The organism is Flavonifractor sp., assembly GCF_019422385.1.
GTDB lineage: Bacteria > Bacillota > Clostridia > Oscillospirales > Oscillospiraceae > Flavonifractor > Flavonifractor avistercoris.
Genome location: NZ_JAHZDL010000003.1, coordinates 44366 through 60836, shown reverse-complemented (window position 1 = coordinate 60836; position 16471 = coordinate 44366). Strand labels below are relative to the sequence as shown.

Sequence of the window (16471 nt, the reverse complement as noted above, 5' to 3'; positions counted from 1 at the left end):
AGGTGTGGATGCGGCCGCCGGACTCGGTCTCCGGCACCCGCTGCACCCGGTGGACGCCGCTCTCAAATTTCAACCGGGAGTAGGCCCCGTCCCCCTCGATGGTGAAGCAGATCTCCTTGATGCCGCCCAGCTCGGTCTCGTTCACCGAGTCCACCTCCACCTTCCAGCGGCGGGCGTCCGCGTACATGGAGTACATGCGGAACAGGGAGTGGGCGAACAGGGCCGCCTCCTCCCCGCCCACGCCGGCCCGGATCTCCACGATCACGTTCTTGTCGTCGTTGGGATCCCGGGGCAGCAGGAGCACCTTGATCTCCTCCTCCAGCCGGGCCATGTCCTCCTTGGCCTGGTGGAACTCCTCCTGGGCCAGCTCCTTCATGTCTGGGTCGCTCATCAGCGCCTCGGCGTCCGCCAGATCCTGCCGGCGGCGCTGGTAGGCCCGGTAGGCGGACACCACCGGCTCCAGCTCCCGCTGCTCCTTGTTGAGCTTTGCCACCAGGGCGGGGTCGTCATAGGTCTCCGGCGCGCCCAGCCGGGCCTCCACGTCCGCGTAGTGGAGATCCAGCGAGCGTAGTTTTTCCATCATTTCCAAATCATATCACCTGTCAAACAAAAAGGACTTTACCAGGGCAAAGGGCTCCCGGAAGAACATCTGCACCCTCGACGGGAAGTGGCTCACCGGCGCGGCCAGGGTGGAGAGGGTGTCTCCGCCGCCGCTGGCCCGGTTCCACAGCATCTGAATGCGGGTCAGGTGGAAGTCGCTGGACACCAGCAGCACCCGCTCCGTCCCGTCGATCTCCCCGCTCTGAAAGAGGTCCAGAGTGTTGTTCACGTTCTGCCAGGTGTTGCGGGACCGGTCCTCCCGGATGATCTGGTCTCCGTCCGCCCCGTGCTCCACCAGGTAGTCATACATGGCCTGGGCCTCGGACACGTGCTCGTCGTCCCCCTGGCCGCCGGAGACCACCACCGTCATGTCCGGGTGGTCCTCCAGATAGTCCAGGGCGGTGTCCAGCCGGTCCTGGAGCAGGATGGACGGCCCGTCCGGATCCACCTTGCACCCGAAGATCACCATGACCTCCGGGGCGCCGTCCCCCGCCGCCACCCGGGTGCGGCCGCCGGAGAGCACAATGCCCTCCAGCACGGCGAAGGCCAGCACCGCCAGCAGCACCACCGCCAGCAGAATTTTCAGCCACAGGGGCTTCCTCCGCCCCTCGTAGGGGTGGTAGTAGTTTTTCTTTCTCTGTCTCAGCTTCACCCTTTGGCCTCCTCCAGCTCCGCCGCCAGGGTCTCCCACCTGGTGTAGAGGGTGGCGATCTCCTCCTCCAGGGCCTTCTGCTCCTCATAAACCTTCTGGAGCTCCAGGTAGTTGGAGGCCACCTCCTCGGCCTTCAGCGACAGCTCGTACTGCCGCTCCTCCGCCTTGGCCACCGCCCGCTCCGCCGCCGCCACCTGCTTCTCCAGCTCCTTGGTGCCGCCGGGGCGCTTGGGCTTCTCTTTTTTGGCGGACTGCTCCTTTTCGGCGGGGGCAAGCCCCCGCCCTACCTGTTTCTCTTTGCCGGAGGCCGTAGCCTTAGCCCGCTCCTGGGCCGCCCGGTACTCCTCAAAGGTGCCCCGGAAGTCGGTGATCTGCCCGTTCTCCAGCATCCAGATGCGGGTGGCGAAGCGGTTGATGAAGTAGCGGTCGTGGGAGACAAAGAGCAGGTTGCCCTCGTAGCTCTCCACCGCCTCCTCAATCCACTCCCGGCTGGCCACGTCCAGGTGGTTGGTGGGCTCGTCCAAAATCAGCAGGTTGATCTTCTCGTCCATGAGCATGCACAGGCGCAGGCGGCTCTGCTCCCCGCCGGACAGGGCGGACACCGGCTTGAACACGTCCTCCCCCCGGAAGTTGAAGGCCGCCAGGCGGTTGCGGGCGGTCTGGGTGGAGCAGTCCTGGTCGTAGATCATGGTGTCCACCAGGTTCCGCTCCGGGTGGGAGAAGTGGATGATCTGGGGCAGGTAGCCGATCTTCACCGTGGGGCCCATGCGGAGCTTGCCGCTGTCCGGCGCCTCCTCCCCCAGCAGGATTTTCAGCAGGGTGGATTTGCCGGTGCCGTTGTCCCCCAGCAGGGCGATGCGCTCCCCGCCGATCACCTCCAGGTTCACGTGGTCAAAGAGCACCCGGCCGTCAAAGGACTTTTTCAGCTCCTTGATGGTGAGCACCTCGTCCCCCCGGAACTGGCTCTCCCCGAACTTCCTATCCAGGCGGCGCTCCCTGGTGGGCTTGTCGGTGGTGCGGATGCGCTCAATGCGCTTCTCCATGGACTGGGCCCGCTTGAAGATCTTATCGTTGCCCGAATAGGCCCAGATGCGCAGCTGCTCGGCGGCCTTCTCCAGCTGTTCGATCTTGGCCTGCTCCTTCTCGTACTGCCTGAGCCGCTCCTGATACCGCTGCTCCTTCTCCACCACGTAGAAGGAGTAGTTGCCGGAGTAGAACTCCGCCTTGCCGTCGTGGATCTCGATGATCCGCTTGACCACCCGATCCAGGAACCAGCGGTCGTGGGAGATGGCCAGCACCGTGCCCTTGTAGCGATCCAGATACTCCTCCAGCCACTCGGTGGCGTGGAGATCCAGGTGGTTGGTGGGCTCATCCAGCAGGAGGATGTCGGTATCCTCCAAAATCAGGCGGGCCAGGTTGACCCGGGTCTTCTCCCCGCCGGACAGGGAGGAGAAGAGCTGCCCCCGCATGTCCGGGGAGATCTCCAGGCCGTTGCACACCTTGTTCAGCTCGGTCTGGGTGTCGTAGCCGCCCCCCGCCTCAAAGGCGGCAGTGAGGGCGTCGTACCGCTTCAGCAGGGCGGGGTCGCTGTCGCTGGCCATGCGCCCGGCCAGCTCGGCCATCTCTTTTTCCATGGCGTGGAGCCTGTCAAAGGCGGTCTGGAGCACGTCCTCCACGGTATAGGCCGGCGGATAGACCGGGATCTGGGAGATGAGGCCCACCCCCTTGCCCGGGGCGATGTGCACCTCCCCCTCGTCCCAGTCCAGCTCCCCGGTGAGGATCTTGAACACCGTGGTCTTGCCGGCGCCGTTCTTGCCCAGCAGGCCCACCCGCTCCCCCTGATCCACCTGGAAGGTGAGGCCGTCCAATATTTTTTTGCCTACCTCGAACTCCTTGGACAGGTTCGAGACGGATATGTCAATCATTTGTTTACTCCCGTTGTCCGTTGTGTTATAGTAACAGGTGAAATCAAGGAATGGAGGTTTTCCCTATGGACGCCATCCGCTGGGAAGGAAATACCCTTTACTTACTGGATCAGACCAAGCTCCCCGTCACCGAGGCGTGGATTTCCTATACCGACTACCGCCCCGTGGCCGACGCCATCCGCACCATGGTGGTACGGGGGGCCCCCGCCATCGGCGTCACCGCCGCCTACGCCTACTGCCTGGCCGCCCTGGCCGGGGAAGATCTGGGGGAGGCCAGGGCCGTCCTGGCCTCCAGCCGCCCCACAGCGGTGAACCTGTTCTGGGCGCTGGAGCGCATGGCGAACAGGGCGGAGGACTGCGGCGGTGACCCCGCCGTCCTGGTGGAGGAGGCCAAGGCCATCCACGCCGAGGACGTGGCCATGTGTAAAGCCATGGGGGCTTACGGGGCGGCGGTGGTGCCGGAGCATGCCCGCATCCTCACCCACTGCAACGCCGGGGCCCTGGCCACCGGCGGCTACGGTACCGCCCTGGGGGTGATCCGGGCGGCTCACGAGCTGGGTAAAGTGGAGATGGTTTACGCCGACGAGACCCGCCCCCTGCTCCAGGGCGCCCGCCTCACCGCCTACGAGCTGGTTCACGACCACATCCCCGCCACCCTGATCGCCGATAACATGGCGGCCAGCCTGATGGCCAAGGGGAAGATCGACATGGTGGTGGTGGGGTGCGACCGCATGGCCGCCAACGGCGACTTCGCCAACAAGATCGGCACCTACTCGGTGGCGGTCAACGCCCACCACCACGGGGTGCCCTTCTATGTGGCCCTCCCCTGCTCCACCATCGACCTGACCCTGCCCGACGGCAGCGGCATCCCCATCGAGGAGCGGGACAAGGACGAGGTGCGCACCCTCTACGGCGTCCAGACCGCCCCGGCCCAGGTGGACGTGTACAACCCCGCCTTTGATGTGACCCCCCACAGCCTGGTCACCGGCATCATCACCGAGAAGGGGGTTATCTACCCGCCCTTCCAAGAGAACCTGTCCAAGCTTTTCGGGTGAGTGAGCGGCTGCGGCGCGTCAGGGATGCCGCGCCCTACACGGGTTTTTCCAACACAAATGGCAGCAGGGCGGGGGCTTGCCCCCGCCGTCCGCCCGCCGGATCATCTGATCCGGCGGGCGTTTTTGCTATGCAAAAGCATAGCAAAACTTAGAGATGTGCCATTTCCTCGCCCCTTCGGGGCAACCGGAAATGATGCACAAAAACTCCATGCGCCAATGGTGTTGCCTCTGATCGTGGTGCGCCAAGGCGCATGAAGTTTTATACCTCTTTGGTGATCCCCAGCAGGTAGTCCACCAGCTGCTCCATGGCCATGCCCCGGGAGGCCTTGACCAGAACCGTGGTGCCGGGGCGCACCACGCTGTCCAGCACGGGCTTGGCCGCGTCCTTGTCGGGGCAGTAGCGGCAGTCGGGCACGCCGGCGGCCTGGGCCGCGTCGTAGATGTGCTTTGCCAGCTCACCCACCGCCACCAGGCAGTCGATACCCGCTTTTCCCAGGTAATCGCCGATGCCGGCGTGGAGGGCGGGGGCCAGGGGGCCCAGCTCGAACATGTCGCCCAGCACGGCCACCTTGTACTCCCCCTTGGCACCGGAGAGCACCTGTACCGCCGCCCGCATGGACTGGGGATTGGCGTTGTAGGTGTCGTTGAGGATGGTGATCCCCTCCCCCCGGTGGAGGATGTTCATCCGCATTTTGGTGGGGGCGAAGTGGAGCACCCCGTCGGCGATCTGCTGGTGGGTCAGGCCAAAGTGCTCTCCCACCGCCGCCGCCATGAGGGTGGGGTAGATCATGTGGTCCCCCAGGGCGGGGATCTCCACCGGGAACTCCCCGGAGGGGGCGACGATCCGGCAGGTCATGCGGCTGGCGCCGTCGCTCTCCACGTCCACGGCCCGGTAGTCCAGACCCTCCCCGGCACCGATGCGGGTGAAGGAGAAGGGCAGCCTGCCAGGCAGGGTGTTGAGCAGGGGGTCGTCCCCGTTGATCACCACAAAGGCGTCCGGCCTGGCGTGGTGGAAGATCTCGCTCTTGGCCTCCAGGATCTTCTCCCGGGAGCCGAAGTGCTCGATGTGGGAGTCGCCGATGTTGGTCATCAGCACCGCGTCGGGCTCCACCATGGCGGAGAGGTAGTCGATCTCCCCGGCGTGGTTCATGCCCAGCTCCAGCACGGCGATCTCGTGCTCGCTGCCCAGCCGCAGCAGGGTCATGGGCACCCCGATCTCGTTGTTCAGGTTGCCCTCGGTCTTGAGGACCTTGTACTTCTCCCCCAGCACGGCGGCCACCATGTCCTTGGTGGTTGTCTTGCCCACCGAGCCCGTCAGGGCCACCACGGGAATGGGGAACTTCTTCTTATAATACTTGGCCAGATCCCGGAGGGCCCGCTGGGTGGAGCCCACCTTGATGTAGAACTTGCCGGGGAGATAGCTCTCCCGCTCCCGCTGGGTGAAGCAGCCCGCCGCGCCGCCCTCCAGGGCGGAATTGATGTAGGCGTGGCCGTCAAATCGCTCCCCCATCAGAGGCACAAAGAGGGATCCGGCGTGGATGGTGCGGCTGTCGGTCTCCACCCGGCTCACCGTGCGGTTGATGTCTCCGAACTCGCCCAGCAGCTTGCCGCCCACCGCGTCCAGAATCTCTCGAATGGTCATCGGCTCCATAAACCCGTCCTCGCTTCCTTATCTTCCCTGTTTTCGGGCCTCCAGAGAGGCGTACACAATGCGCTCGCACAGCTGGTTGTAGTCGATCCCCGCCGCGGCCGCCTCCTGGGGCAGCAGGCTGGTGGGGGTCATGCCGGGCAGGGTGTTGATCTCCAGGAACCAGGGCTCCCCGTCGGCGGTGAGAATGAAGTCCGCCCGGGAGTACACCGACAGGCCCAGGGTCTGGTACACCCGCAGGGCGGCGGCGCGCACCTTCTCCTCCTCCGCCGGGGTGATCTCCGACGGGCAGACCTCCAGGGCCGCGCCGGGCTGGTACTTGTTCTCGTAGTCGTAGAACCCCTGCTTGGGGATGATCTCAATGGAGGGCAGGGCCCTGTCCTCCAGGATACCCACCTGGATCTCCCGGCCCTTGATGTACTCCTCCAGCACCGTGCGGCCGCCCAGGGCCAGCCCGTCGGTGAGGGCCTTCCACAGCTCGTCGTGGGTGTGGACGATGGACACGCCGATGGAGGAGCCGCTGGCCACCGGCTTCACCACCAGAGGCAGCCGGGCGGTTTTCACCAGCCCCTCGATGTCCCCCTCGGTGTACTCCACCGTCTTCCAGCCGGGGGTGGACACCACGTCGGCCACCATCCGCTTGGTCAGATCCTTGTCCATGGCGATGGCGCTGCCCAGGTAGCCCGCGCCGGTGTAGGGGATGCCCAGCAGCTCAAAGGCGGCCTGCACCCGGCCGTCCTCCCCGCAGGTGCCGTGGAGGGCCAGGAACACCAGATCCGCCATCCGGCACAGCTCCAGTACGCCGGGGCCGAACAGGCTCCTACTGTCCCCCGGGCGGCTGCGCCGCACCTCCTCCAGATCCGGCGCCTGCCGGCTCACCTTTTTGTAGGCCTCGGAGATGGGCGCGTCAAAAAAGGACTCGTCCGCCCCGCTGCCCTCCAGGCCGAAGTACATATCGATCAGGCCCGCCCGGTGGCCCAGGGCCCGCAGGGCCTCCGCCACCATGGTGCCCGTAGAGAGGGACACATTCCGCTCCGGGGAGAGGCCCCCCGCCAACACAACGATTTTCATAATACACCTCGATAGAGAGTCTACGATCACATCATACGCGCTAGTGGTATATTATAGCACGACCAGCCCCGATTCTCAACCTGTTTCCCGCTTTTTCCCCCGGAATAACAGAGCGGCCAGGCGCATAGAAGCGCCTGGCCGCAGTCTCGGGGCTCAGAACCAGCCCGTGTCCCGGCTGTCCAGCAGCTCCAGCGCGGAGCAGAGCATCTGGGCGGCCTCTCCCCGGGTGAGGGCACTTTCCAGGGTACTGTCCGCCGGAAGCACCCCGCAGGTGGCCAGATTAGCCGCCGACTGGGCCGCCCAGGCGGGCACCCCTTCCGCGGCCCAGGTCTCGGCGGATACATCGGTGACCTGGAGGGCGCGATCCAGAAGCACCGCCGCCTCGGCGGCGGTAATGGGCTCCTCCGCCTGGAACACCACCTGGCCGTCCGCGTCCCGGCTGCCCTGCACCAGGCCGGCCTTCAGGGCGGAGGCGGCGTATGCCTTGGCCCAGGTGGGGATGGCCTCGTCGTCGGCAAAGCCGGTGCGCTCCACACCGGCCAGGGCCTCCACGCCGGCGGCATCCATGGCCATGGCCACAAACTCCCCCCGGGTGACGGCGGCATCCGGCTGGAAGAAATAGGCCCCGCCCATGCACTCACCCACGTAGATGCCCTCCTCCGCCAGGCGGATGGCCGCCTTGTGGGCGGGATCTCCCTCCATGTCGCTGTAGGTGACCTTGGTATCGGGCTTTTCGATCCTGAGCTTCACCGTGGCCGGGTCGGAGGCGTTGCCCACCGCGTCCACCGCCACATAGGTGAAGGAGTCCTTGCCGGTCTTGTCCTCATAGGGGGTATAGACGAAAGTGGAGCTTCCCTCCTCCGGCATGGTGACTGCACCTCGGGCCGGCTTTTTGATCAGGTGATAGGTGATCAGATCCCCCTCGGGATCCACCGCCGAAAGCTGGCCGGTGACCGCCACATTTTTATAGGTGGTGAGGGTCAGGTGCTCCGCCACCGGGGCGCCGTTGGCCTCAGACAGCAGGTGGAGCTCCACCGATACCTCCTCCCCGCTCTGCCCGTCGGCAAAGACAGGGGTGAACCGGAAGCCGGCCGCATCTGAGGCTGGGGCGGCCAGAGGGGTGAAGCAGAGGCCCGCCACGGCGTCCATGGCGATCACATCCCCCACCTGGATGGCCCGGCCGCCCAGGTTCAGAATGCCGGCGCCGGTGTCCGGCAGGCTGGTGATCACAATGCTGTCCAGCTTACCGGAGCCGTCCACCACAAAGTCCGCCTCAGAAAAGGAGATGGGCTCCCCCAGCGGGCCGTTTTTGGAGATGGGCGCCACCGTGGATTCCTCCGTCTGTCCAAAGAAAAAGGCGGAGGCGGGCAGCTGGAGCGCGAACAGGACGGCCGCCAGCACTGCCAGGGGCAGGGCGCGGCGCAGAATGGCGCGGTGTTTCAAGTCAAAAACCTCCTTGTTTGGTTGTCGCCCATAGTCTTTGCCAAAACAAGGAGAATATACAGAAGGAGCCCGCCGCGCAGATCACGCGGCGGGCTCCTTTTTCTTGTTGATCAGTTCAGGAAATCCTTCAGCTTCTTGCTTCTGGAAGGATGACGCATCGCCGTCACGGGCTGCGTATCCTTCGCTTCCGCCTCTGGCGAAAGCTCACTCACTCCGCCGCTCCGGCTCTCCCCACGGAACCCGCAGGGCTGGGCTTCCGTGGGGGCCCCAAACTGCGCCCACACCTGCCAAGCAGCTTCCCCTATCTCAGTTCAAAAAATCCTTCAGCTTTTTGCTCCGGCTCGGGTGGCGCAGTTTTCTGAGGGCCTTGGCCTCAATCTGGCGGATGCGCTCCCGGGTGACGTTGAACTCCTTGCCCACCTCCTCCAGGGTGCGGGTGCGGCCGTCCTCGATGCCGAAGCGCAGCTTCAGCACCTTCTCCTCCCGGGGGGTCAGGGTGGACAGCACGTCCACCAGCTGCTCCTTGAGCAGGGTGAAGGAGGCGGCCTCAGAGGGCTCGGAGGCGTCCTCGTCGGGGATGAAGTCCCCCAGGTGGGAGTCCTCCTCCTCGCCGATGGGGGTTTCCAGGGAGACAGGCTCCTGGGCGATCTTCAAAATCTCCCGCACCTTGTCCACGGGCATGCCCATCTCCTCGGCGATCTCCTCGGGGGAGGGGTCGTGCCCCAGCTCCTGGAGGAGCTGGCGGGACACCCGGATGACCTTGTTGATGGTCTCCACCATATGGACGGGGATGCGGATGGTGCGGGCCTGATCGGCGATGGCCCGGGTGATGGCCTGGCGGATCCACCAGGTGGCATAGGTGGAGAACTTGTAGCCCTTGGTGTAGTCGAACTTCTCCACCGCCTTGATCAGGCCCAGATTGCCCTCCTGGATCAGATCCAGGAAGAGCATGCCCCGGCCCACATACCGCTTGGCGATGGACACCACCAGGCGCAGGTTGGCCTCGGCCAGGCGCTGCTTGGCCGCCTCGCCCCGCTTCAGCAGGCGGCGCAGCTCCTTCTCGTCCTCCTCGGAGATGGGGCTCTCCTCTCCCGCCTTGCGGGCCTTCTCCAGCTCGGCCAGCTGCTCCTTGGCGGCGTCGCCGGCGCCCATATCCTGGGCCAGCTGGATCTCCTCGTCGGGGGTGAGCAGGTTCACCTTGCCGATCTCCTTCAGATACATGCGCACGGGGTCGTCAATGCCAAAGGAGTCCACCAGCGTGTTGGGATCTACGATCTCCTCCTCGGGGATCTCCTCGATGTCGCCCAGATCCTCCAGCTGCGGGCCCACGTCGTCGGCCAGCTCGGTGAGATAGTCATCCCCCACCGTGTCAATGCCCAGGTTCTCCAAGGTGTCGTAGATCTTGTCCATCTGGTCGCTTTCCAGGGCCATGTTCTCCAGCACGTCCATCAGCTCACTGGCCGACAGCTTGCCGTTCTTCTTGCCCTTTTCAATCAGTTCCGCCAGCTTTTCGGCGCCCTGGACGCCCTCCACCACCTTCATGACCTCGATCTTACCCTGCTCCATCTTCTTGGCGTTGGCCTGGGCCAGCTTGGCCTGATCCTCCAGGGTGAGGGTGTGCTCCTGCCTGCCGGTGGTCTTCTTCTCGCTCATTCGGTTATCCTCCATACGCTTTTCTTTCTCTGAACTTTTCCCGCGCCGCCAGCAGGGGGTCGTCCTGCCCGCCCCCGCCCCGCTTGAGGGCCTCGGTCTGAATGATCTCTATGTAATCGCGGAGGGCCTGGCTGCTGTGGGCCAGTGCCTCCGGCTGATCCATCACGCGAACCAGGTGGCTCATCTCGTCCGCCGTCAGCGCCCCGGTGAGGGCCGCCAGCTGGGTGGAACGCCCCTCCCGGTGCCGCTGGCACAGCAGGGCGTAAATCCTGGCCAGCACCGGGGCGGAGAACTGCTCCGGCCTCAGGGCCCCCTCCACCTGGGGAAACAGGGCCGGCTCCAGCAGGAGCAGGCGGATCATCCCCTCCTCCGCCCGGGCGGAGCGGATGTTCTCGTACCGCAGCTCCCGCTCCCTGGGCTGGAGCTGGGCCGCCGGGGTCAGCTCCTTCCGCTCCTGCCGCTTTCTGGCCTGCCACGCCCGGTTTTTCCGGTACCGCTCCACCTCCTGGGCGAAGGCAGTGCCGGAGATGCCCGCGGCGGCGGCGGCCTTGTTTCCGTAGATCTCCCGCTCAATGGGGCTGGGGAGGGCGGCCACAGTCTCCACCGCCTCCCGCAGGAAGGCCATGCGGCCCTCCTCGTCGGCCAGGCTGTGCTTGTGCAGCAGGGTCTCCAGCCGGTAGTCGTTCTGCCCCGCGCTGCCGTTGAGGCACTTCTCAAAGGCGGCAGGGCCGAATTTCTTCACAAAGTCGTCGGGATCCTGCTTGATGGGCTTGCCCTCGGCGTCGTAGGCGTTGGGCAGCTGAAGCACCCGCACGTTCAGGTTGGCGTTCTTCAGGATGTTGAGCACCCGATCGGTGGACTGCTTCCCTGCCGCGTCGTTGTCGTAGCAGAGCACCAGTTCCTTGGTGTACCGGGCCAGGATGCGGGCGTGCTCCTCGGTGAGGGCGGTGCCCATGGTGGCCACCACATTATCAAAGCCCGCCTGGTGGAGGGTGATCACGTCGATGTTGCCCTCCACCAGCACCAGGTTGGGCCGCTTGGTGCTCTTGGCAAAGTTGAGGGCGTAGATCAGCCGGCCCTTGTGGAACACCATGGTCTCCGGGGTATTCAGGTACTTGGGCCCCTCCACCCCCGGCAGGATGCGGCTGGTGAAGCCCACCACGTCCCCCCGCACATCGATGACGGGGAGCATGAGCCGGGCGCGGAACTTGTCGTAGATGCCGCCGTTTTTCCCAGCCACCGCCAGGCCCGCGTCGATGAGTTCCATCTTGCTGTAGCCCTTTTCCGTGAGGGCCCTTGTCAGGCCGTCCCACTGGTCGGGGGCGGCCCCCAGGCCGAAGCGGGTGGCGGTGCGGGGGGTGAGCTGCCGCTGGGCGATGTAGTCCCGCACCCGCGTCCCCCCCGGGCTTTTCAGATAGTCGTGGTAGAACCGGGCGGCGTCCTTGTTGGCCGCCAGAAGCCGGGCCCGCTTCTTCCGGCCCGCCTCGTCGGTGCCCGTCTCCGGCACCTCCATCCCCGCCCGCTGGGCCAGCAGGCGCACCGCGTCGGGGAAGGACAGGTTCTCCATCTCCATAATAAAGGAGATCACCCCGCCCCCTTTGCCGCAGCCGAAGCAGTGGTAGATCTGCTTATCCGGCGAGACGGAAAAGGAGGGGGTCTTTTCGTTGTGAAAGGGGCACAGGCCCCACAGGTTGTTCCCCTTCTTGGTCAGGTGGACATAGGAGGAAACCACGTCGGAGATCTCGCTGCGGGCCACCAGCTCGTCGATAAATTGTTCCGGGATCGGCACAGCCCGCCCTCCTTCCGACTATGTTTACCACAATATACCAGATTCATACGCCCCGCGGGGCCGCAGCGGCCGCCGTATTTGGCGGCCCTACTTCACGCTCCAGGACTTGGGGATGAACGCCTCGCCGAACCGCTCCACCGCGTACTTGTCCGTCATGCCGGAGATGTAGTCGCAGACCGCCCGCTCCACACCCTCCTCATAGCGGATGTCCTGGTACTCCGGCGGCAGCTTGTCCGGCTCCTTCACATAGTACTCGAACAGGCGGCGGAGCATGTCCTGGGCCTTGCCCTCCTCCCCCTTGGCCACCGGGTTGCGGTAGACATACTCAAACATGAACTCCCGCAGCTCGTGCATGGCGTCCCGGCAGGCGGGGGACTGGACAATCTCGTTTTTCCCGGCGCTGGCGGTGATCACGTCCACCGTCAGGGTGTTGATCCGCTCCGAGTGGGTGAAGCCCAGCACCTGGGATACCGCCAGGGGTATGTCCATGGGGTAGATGATCCTGCCCCGGATGGCGTCGTCGATGTCGTGGTTGATGTAGGCGATCTTGTCCGCCAGGCGGAGAAGGCGCCCCTCCAGGGTCTCCGCCCGGTCAGGGCCGGTGTGGCAGAGGATGCCCCGCCGCACCTCATAGGTCAGGTTGAGGCCCTCCCCGTCCTTCTCCAGCCGGTCCACCACCCGGAGGGACTGCTGGTTGTGGGCAAAGCCGCCGGGCATGATCTCCGCCAGCACCCGCTCCCCGGCGTGGCCGAAGGGGGTGTGGCCCAGATCGTGGCCATAGGCCGCCGCCTCCGCCAGATCCTCGTTGAGCCGCAGGCCCCGGGCGATGGTGCGGGCGATGCGGCTGACCTCGATGGTGTGGGTCATGCGGGTGCGGTAGTGATCCCCCTCCGGCTCCAGGAACACCTGGGTCTTGTGCTTGAGCCGCCGGAAGGCCTTGGAGTGGACAATCCGGTCGATGTCCCGCTGAAAGCAGGTGCGGGTGGGACAGGGCTCCAGGGGGATCTGCCGCCCCTTGGATTGAGAGGACGGGCAGGCATAGGGGGAGAGCATCTCCCGCTCCATGGCCTCGGTCTGTTCGCGCAGGGTCATCCGGTTCACCCTCCTATCCACCGATTGGCTCTATAGCTATATACGCCGCTCCGCCGAAAAATCCTTCTTTTTCGCAAAAGATTCACGGATTGTTCATATTATTTCTGGGGACGGCCTTGAAGGCCTCCCCGGACACGGTGCAGGCCGAGCCGCCGGCGGTGAGCTCGGTGACCCGGGCGGAGAAGGCCTCCACCGCCCCCTCGGGCAGCAGGGCGTGAACCGTCACCTCGGCGGCGTACTCGGTCTCCCCCAGCACGCCCCCCACGGCCTCCACCTCCAGCCTGACGCGCTCGAAGAAGGAGTAGGGGCAGGGCACGGTGACCTCCACCCACCGGCGCACCACCGAGATGCCCGCCGCGTCCAGGGCGTCCTTGGCGCTCTGGGTGTAGGCCCGCACCAGGCCGCCGGCCCCCAGCAGCACCCCGCCGAAGTAGCGGGTCACCACGCAGCAAACGTTGGTGACCCCCTCCCGCTGGAACACGTTGAGCATGGGCTGGCCCGCGGTGCCCTGGGGCTCCCCGTCGTCGGAGTACCGCTCCACGCCCCCCTCTTGGATGCGGTAGCACCAGCAGTTGTGCCGGGCGTCATAGTGCTTCTTCTTGGTCTCCTCGATGCGGGCCCGGGCCTCCTCCTCGCGCTCCACCGGCCACACCTGGCCGATGAAGCGGGAGCGCTTCTCCACCAGCTCCGTCTCAGCGCGGCCGGTGGGGATCAGATATTCGGTCATCGCTCCCACTCCCTCCTGCTGATGGCGAAGTAGTGGGCCAGCCGGGTCTCCCCCAGCTGCTCCACCGGCTCCACCCGGGAGAGGCGGTAGGTCATGCCGCACTTCTGCATCACCCGCTTGGACTTGCGGTTGCCGTCGTAGTAGGCCGCCCAGATGGCCTGATAGCCCAGGTCGGCGAAGGCGTGGCGGAGGATCTCCCGAACCGCCTCGGGGATGAGCCCCTGGCCCCAGCAGTCCCGGGCCAGGGAGTAGCCCACCTCCTCGCTGGGCAGCCCCAGCTCCTTCCGGTGCTTGCCCACAAAGCCCGCCGAGCCGATCAGCCGGCCGACGGCCTTATGCACCACCGCCAGGGTCTCCGCGGGGATAAAGATGGTCTCGATCACCTGCCGGCTCTCCTCCAGGCTCCGGTGGGGGTGCCACCCCGCCGGGGGGCCCACCTCCGGGTGGCTGGCATAGGCATACAGCCCCTCCGCGTCGTCCAAAGTGAAGGGGCGCAGGATCAGGCGTTCGGTCTCCAGGGTCTGCATGGTGTTACCTCCTTTTTGCGCGTGCCGGGTCGTCACGCGCCACGAATGGGGTGGGCTGAGCCGCGTGGGGCGCGGCGAACCGGCGCGCCATACCTCAGTCCTCCCAAAACTCCTTGGGCGGCGTCCAGCCGGACACCACATAGTCCTTCAAGCGCCCCAGCTGGACGGGGGTGCACACGGCGGTGACCTGGATGGTCTCACCGTAGTCCACCTGCTCCACCTTGGCCTCCCGGTGGAGGAGATCCACCAGGCCTCCCTTGTCGTAGGGGATGGACAGCTCCACCCGGCAGGCACCGGTGTCCAGGTGGCCGCCGATCTTCTCCAGCAGCTCGTCCAGCCCCTGGCCGGTCTTGGCGGAGATGGACACGATGTCCGCCCCGTGGGGCAGGATCTCCGCCGGGCACTTGTCGCACTTGTTGAACACGTCGATGCGGGGGGTCTGCTCCGCCCCCAGCTCGGCGATCAGCTTCTCCACCACCTCCGCCTGCTCCCGCCACTCCGGGTTGGAGGCGTCGATCACGTGGAGCAGCAGATCCGCATAGCTCAGCTCCTCCAGGGTGGCCTTGAAGGCCTCCACCAGATGGTGGGGCAGCTTGCGGATGAAGCCCACCGTGTCGGAGAGGAGCACTGTGCAGGTGTCGGAGATCTCCAGGGTACGGGTGGTGGTGTCCAGGGTGTCGAACAGCCGGTTGTTGGCGGGGATGTCCGCCCCGGTCAGCCTGTTGAGCAGGGTGGACTTGCCCGCGTTGGTGTAGCCCACGATGGCCACCACCGGCACCTCGTTCTTCTCCCGGCGGGAGCGCTGGGTGGCCCGCACCCGGCGCACCTGCTCCAGTTCCTCCCGCAGCTTGGAGATTTTCCGGCGGATGTGCCGCCGGTCGGTCTCCAGCTGGGTCTCGCCGGGGCCCCGGGTGCCGATGGCGCCCTCCTGCCGCTCCAGGTGGGTCCACATGCCCAGCAGCCGGGGCAGCAGGTATTGGTACTGGGCCAGCTCCACCTGGAGGCGGCCCTCCTTGGTGCGGGCCCGCTGGGCGAAGATGTCCAGGATCAGGGCGGCCCGGTCCAGTACTTGGACGCCCAGCTCCTCGGACAGCACCCTCTGCTGGGACGGGGACAGGGGGTTGTCCACGATCACCATGTCCGCCCCCATGGCCCCCACCAGCTCCTTGAGCTCCGCCACCTTGCCCTCCCCCAGGAAGGTGCGGGGATCCGGCGTGTCCTTGTTCTGAAACACCGTCCCCACGCACACACCCCCGGCGGTCTGGAGCAGCTCCTCCAGCTCCTCCATGGAGGTCTCGTCGGCGTTCTCCTCGTCGGACAGGCAGCGGGCGTTGAGGCCCGCCAGCACCGCCCGGTTGATGTTGGTCTTGTTCTCGTCTGTCATGCGTTCCTCCGCGGCGGGGGCAGGCCCCGCCTCACTCTTTTCGCAGTACTTCCACAATCTCCCCGATGAAGATCCGGTGGTAGTCCTTCCCGGGGTACCATTTGTTGTCGATCTCCCCGTCCAGGAAGTGGGCGGGATCCATGTCCTGCCAGTATGCCTTCCGGCACACCAGCACCAGCTCCGCCTCGGCAAAATAGGGCGCGCCGCACCCGGCCTCCGCCACCGTGAAGCCGCACTCCTTTACCTTGTCGATCTCCCGGCCGCTCTTGGACCCGCACAGGGCCAGGGCCTTGCGGTATGCCTCGCCAAAGAAGGACAGGGTAAAATAGTCGCTGTTCTCCACAAACTCCAGGGTGTACCGCTGGGGGCGGATATAGACGGTGGCCACCGGCCCGCCCCACAGCACCCCCAGGCCGCCCCAGCTGGCGGTCATGGTGTTGCACTTCTCCTTCGTCCCGGCGGTGATGAGCATCCACTGGTCACCGATCAGGGTAAAAACGTTCTGGTTCAGCTCCTTGGGGTCGATTCTGGTAAACATCGTCACTACCTCCAGCCGTTTCGTTTTTACCGCATCCTCCTTATTGTTATGCCGCACCGGCGGCGGGTATCCTCGGGATGCGCTTCGGATGGAAAAGAGCCCGTACCGAAACCGGTACGGGCTCTTGAATTGACCAACTTACTTCTTGTCCAGGCCGAACTTCTTGTTGAAGCGGCTGACGCGTCCGCCAGTATCCACCATCTTCTGCTTGCCGGTGAAGAAGGGGTGACACTTGGAGCAGACTTCCACGCGGATGTCCTTCTTGGTAGATCCGGTTTCGATCACGTTACCGCAGGCACATCTGATCGTGGTCTGTTCGTAGTTGGGATGGATGCCTTCCTTCATGTTGTGTTCACCTCTTTCTCGT

At 65.5% G+C, this 16471-nt stretch carries 15 protein-coding genes; 1 reads left to right on the top strand and 14 read right to left on the bottom strand.

From position 1 onward, the window contains the following. The 3 genes from QZ378_RS01105 to QZ378_RS01095 all read right to left on the bottom strand — a co-directional run. Nucleotides 1–580: PCRF domain-containing protein (locus QZ378_RS01105; protein ID WP_291257026.1), on the bottom strand; the 580-nt coding region annotated here is incomplete at its 3' end. 15 nt (nucleotides 581–595) lie between these two features. Further along, on the bottom strand, nucleotides 596–1252 hold the full coding sequence (locus QZ378_RS01100; protein ID WP_291257025.1) for a YdcF family protein: 657 nt from the start codon (nucleotides 1250–1252) through the stop codon (nucleotides 596–598). After that, nucleotides 1249–3177, bottom strand: a complete 1929-nt coding sequence (locus QZ378_RS01095) for an ABC-F family ATP-binding cassette domain-containing protein (RefSeq protein WP_291257024.1) — start codon at nucleotides 3175–3177, stop codon at nucleotides 1249–1251. The genes QZ378_RS01100 and QZ378_RS01095 overlap by 4 nt, the downstream gene beginning before the upstream one ends. Nucleotides 3178–3242: 65 nt before the next feature. Here QZ378_RS01095 and mtnA point away from each other — a divergent pair, with 65 nt between their 5' ends. Continuing rightward, nucleotides 3243–4232, top strand: a complete 990-nt coding sequence (gene mtnA, locus QZ378_RS01090) for an S-methyl-5-thioribose-1-phosphate isomerase (RefSeq protein ID WP_291257023.1) — start codon at nucleotides 3243–3245, stop codon at nucleotides 4230–4232. Between the two features lie 259 nt (nucleotides 4233–4491). Here mtnA and murF read toward each other — a convergent pair whose 3' ends face one another. From murF to rpmE, 11 genes are all read right to left on the bottom strand, one after another. After that, complete coding sequence (gene murF / locus QZ378_RS01085; protein ID WP_291257022.1) at nucleotides 4492–5883, bottom strand: UDP-N-acetylmuramoyl-tripeptide--D-alanyl-D-alanine ligase; 1392 nt, start codon at nucleotides 5881–5883, stop codon at nucleotides 4492–4494. An 18-nt stretch (nucleotides 5884–5901) separates the two neighbouring features. Then, nucleotides 5902–6951, bottom strand: coding sequence for a D-alanine--D-alanine ligase (locus tag QZ378_RS01080; RefSeq protein WP_291257021.1), 1050 nt, complete (start codon nucleotides 6949–6951; stop codon nucleotides 5902–5904). Nucleotides 6952–7104: 153 nt separating this feature from the next. After that, entirely contained in the window at nucleotides 7105–8394 is a 1290-nt protein-coding gene (locus tag QZ378_RS01075) for an Ig-like domain-containing protein (RefSeq protein ID WP_291257020.1), read from the bottom strand. Nucleotides 8395–8700: 306 nt separating this feature from the next. Then, on the bottom strand, nucleotides 8701–9936 hold the full coding sequence (gene rpoD / locus QZ378_RS01070; protein WP_087236644.1) for an RNA polymerase sigma factor RpoD: 1236 nt from the start codon (nucleotides 9934–9936) through the stop codon (nucleotides 8701–8703). Between the two features lie 115 nt (nucleotides 9937–10051). Further along, a complete protein-coding gene (gene dnaG, locus QZ378_RS01065) occupies nucleotides 10052–11836 on the bottom strand; it encodes a DNA primase (protein WP_291257019.1) in 1785 nt (594 codons plus the stop codon). Between the two features lie 87 nt (nucleotides 11837–11923). Beyond that, nucleotides 11924–12928, bottom strand: coding sequence for a deoxyguanosinetriphosphate triphosphohydrolase (locus QZ378_RS01060; RefSeq protein ID WP_291257018.1), 1005 nt, complete (start codon nucleotides 12926–12928; stop codon nucleotides 11924–11926). An 82-nt stretch (nucleotides 12929–13010) separates the two neighbouring features. Beyond that, nucleotides 13011–13655, bottom strand: coding sequence for a YigZ family protein (locus QZ378_RS01055; protein WP_191528709.1), 645 nt, complete (start codon nucleotides 13653–13655; stop codon nucleotides 13011–13013). Further along, complete coding sequence (locus QZ378_RS01050; RefSeq protein ID WP_291257017.1) at nucleotides 13652–14182, bottom strand: GNAT family N-acetyltransferase; 531 nt, start codon at nucleotides 14180–14182, stop codon at nucleotides 13652–13654. The genes QZ378_RS01055 and QZ378_RS01050 overlap by 4 nt, the downstream gene beginning before the upstream one ends. A 94-nt stretch (nucleotides 14183–14276) precedes the next feature. Further along, a complete protein-coding gene (hflX, locus tag QZ378_RS01045; protein ID WP_291257016.1) occupies nucleotides 14277–15566 on the bottom strand; it encodes a GTPase HflX in 1290 nt (429 codons plus the stop codon). 31 nt (nucleotides 15567–15597) lie between these two features. Beyond that, complete coding sequence (locus QZ378_RS01040) at nucleotides 15598–16104, bottom strand: flavin reductase (RefSeq protein WP_291257015.1); 507 nt, start codon at nucleotides 16102–16104, stop codon at nucleotides 15598–15600. Nucleotides 16105–16242: 138 nt separating this feature from the next. Continuing rightward, nucleotides 16243–16449 carry a 50S ribosomal protein L31 gene (rpmE, locus tag QZ378_RS01035; protein WP_087236514.1) on the bottom strand — a complete coding sequence of 69 codons (207 nt, stop codon included), beginning with the start codon at nucleotides 16447–16449 and terminating at the stop codon, nucleotides 16243–16245. Between the last annotated feature and the right edge of the window lie 22 nt (nucleotides 16450–16471).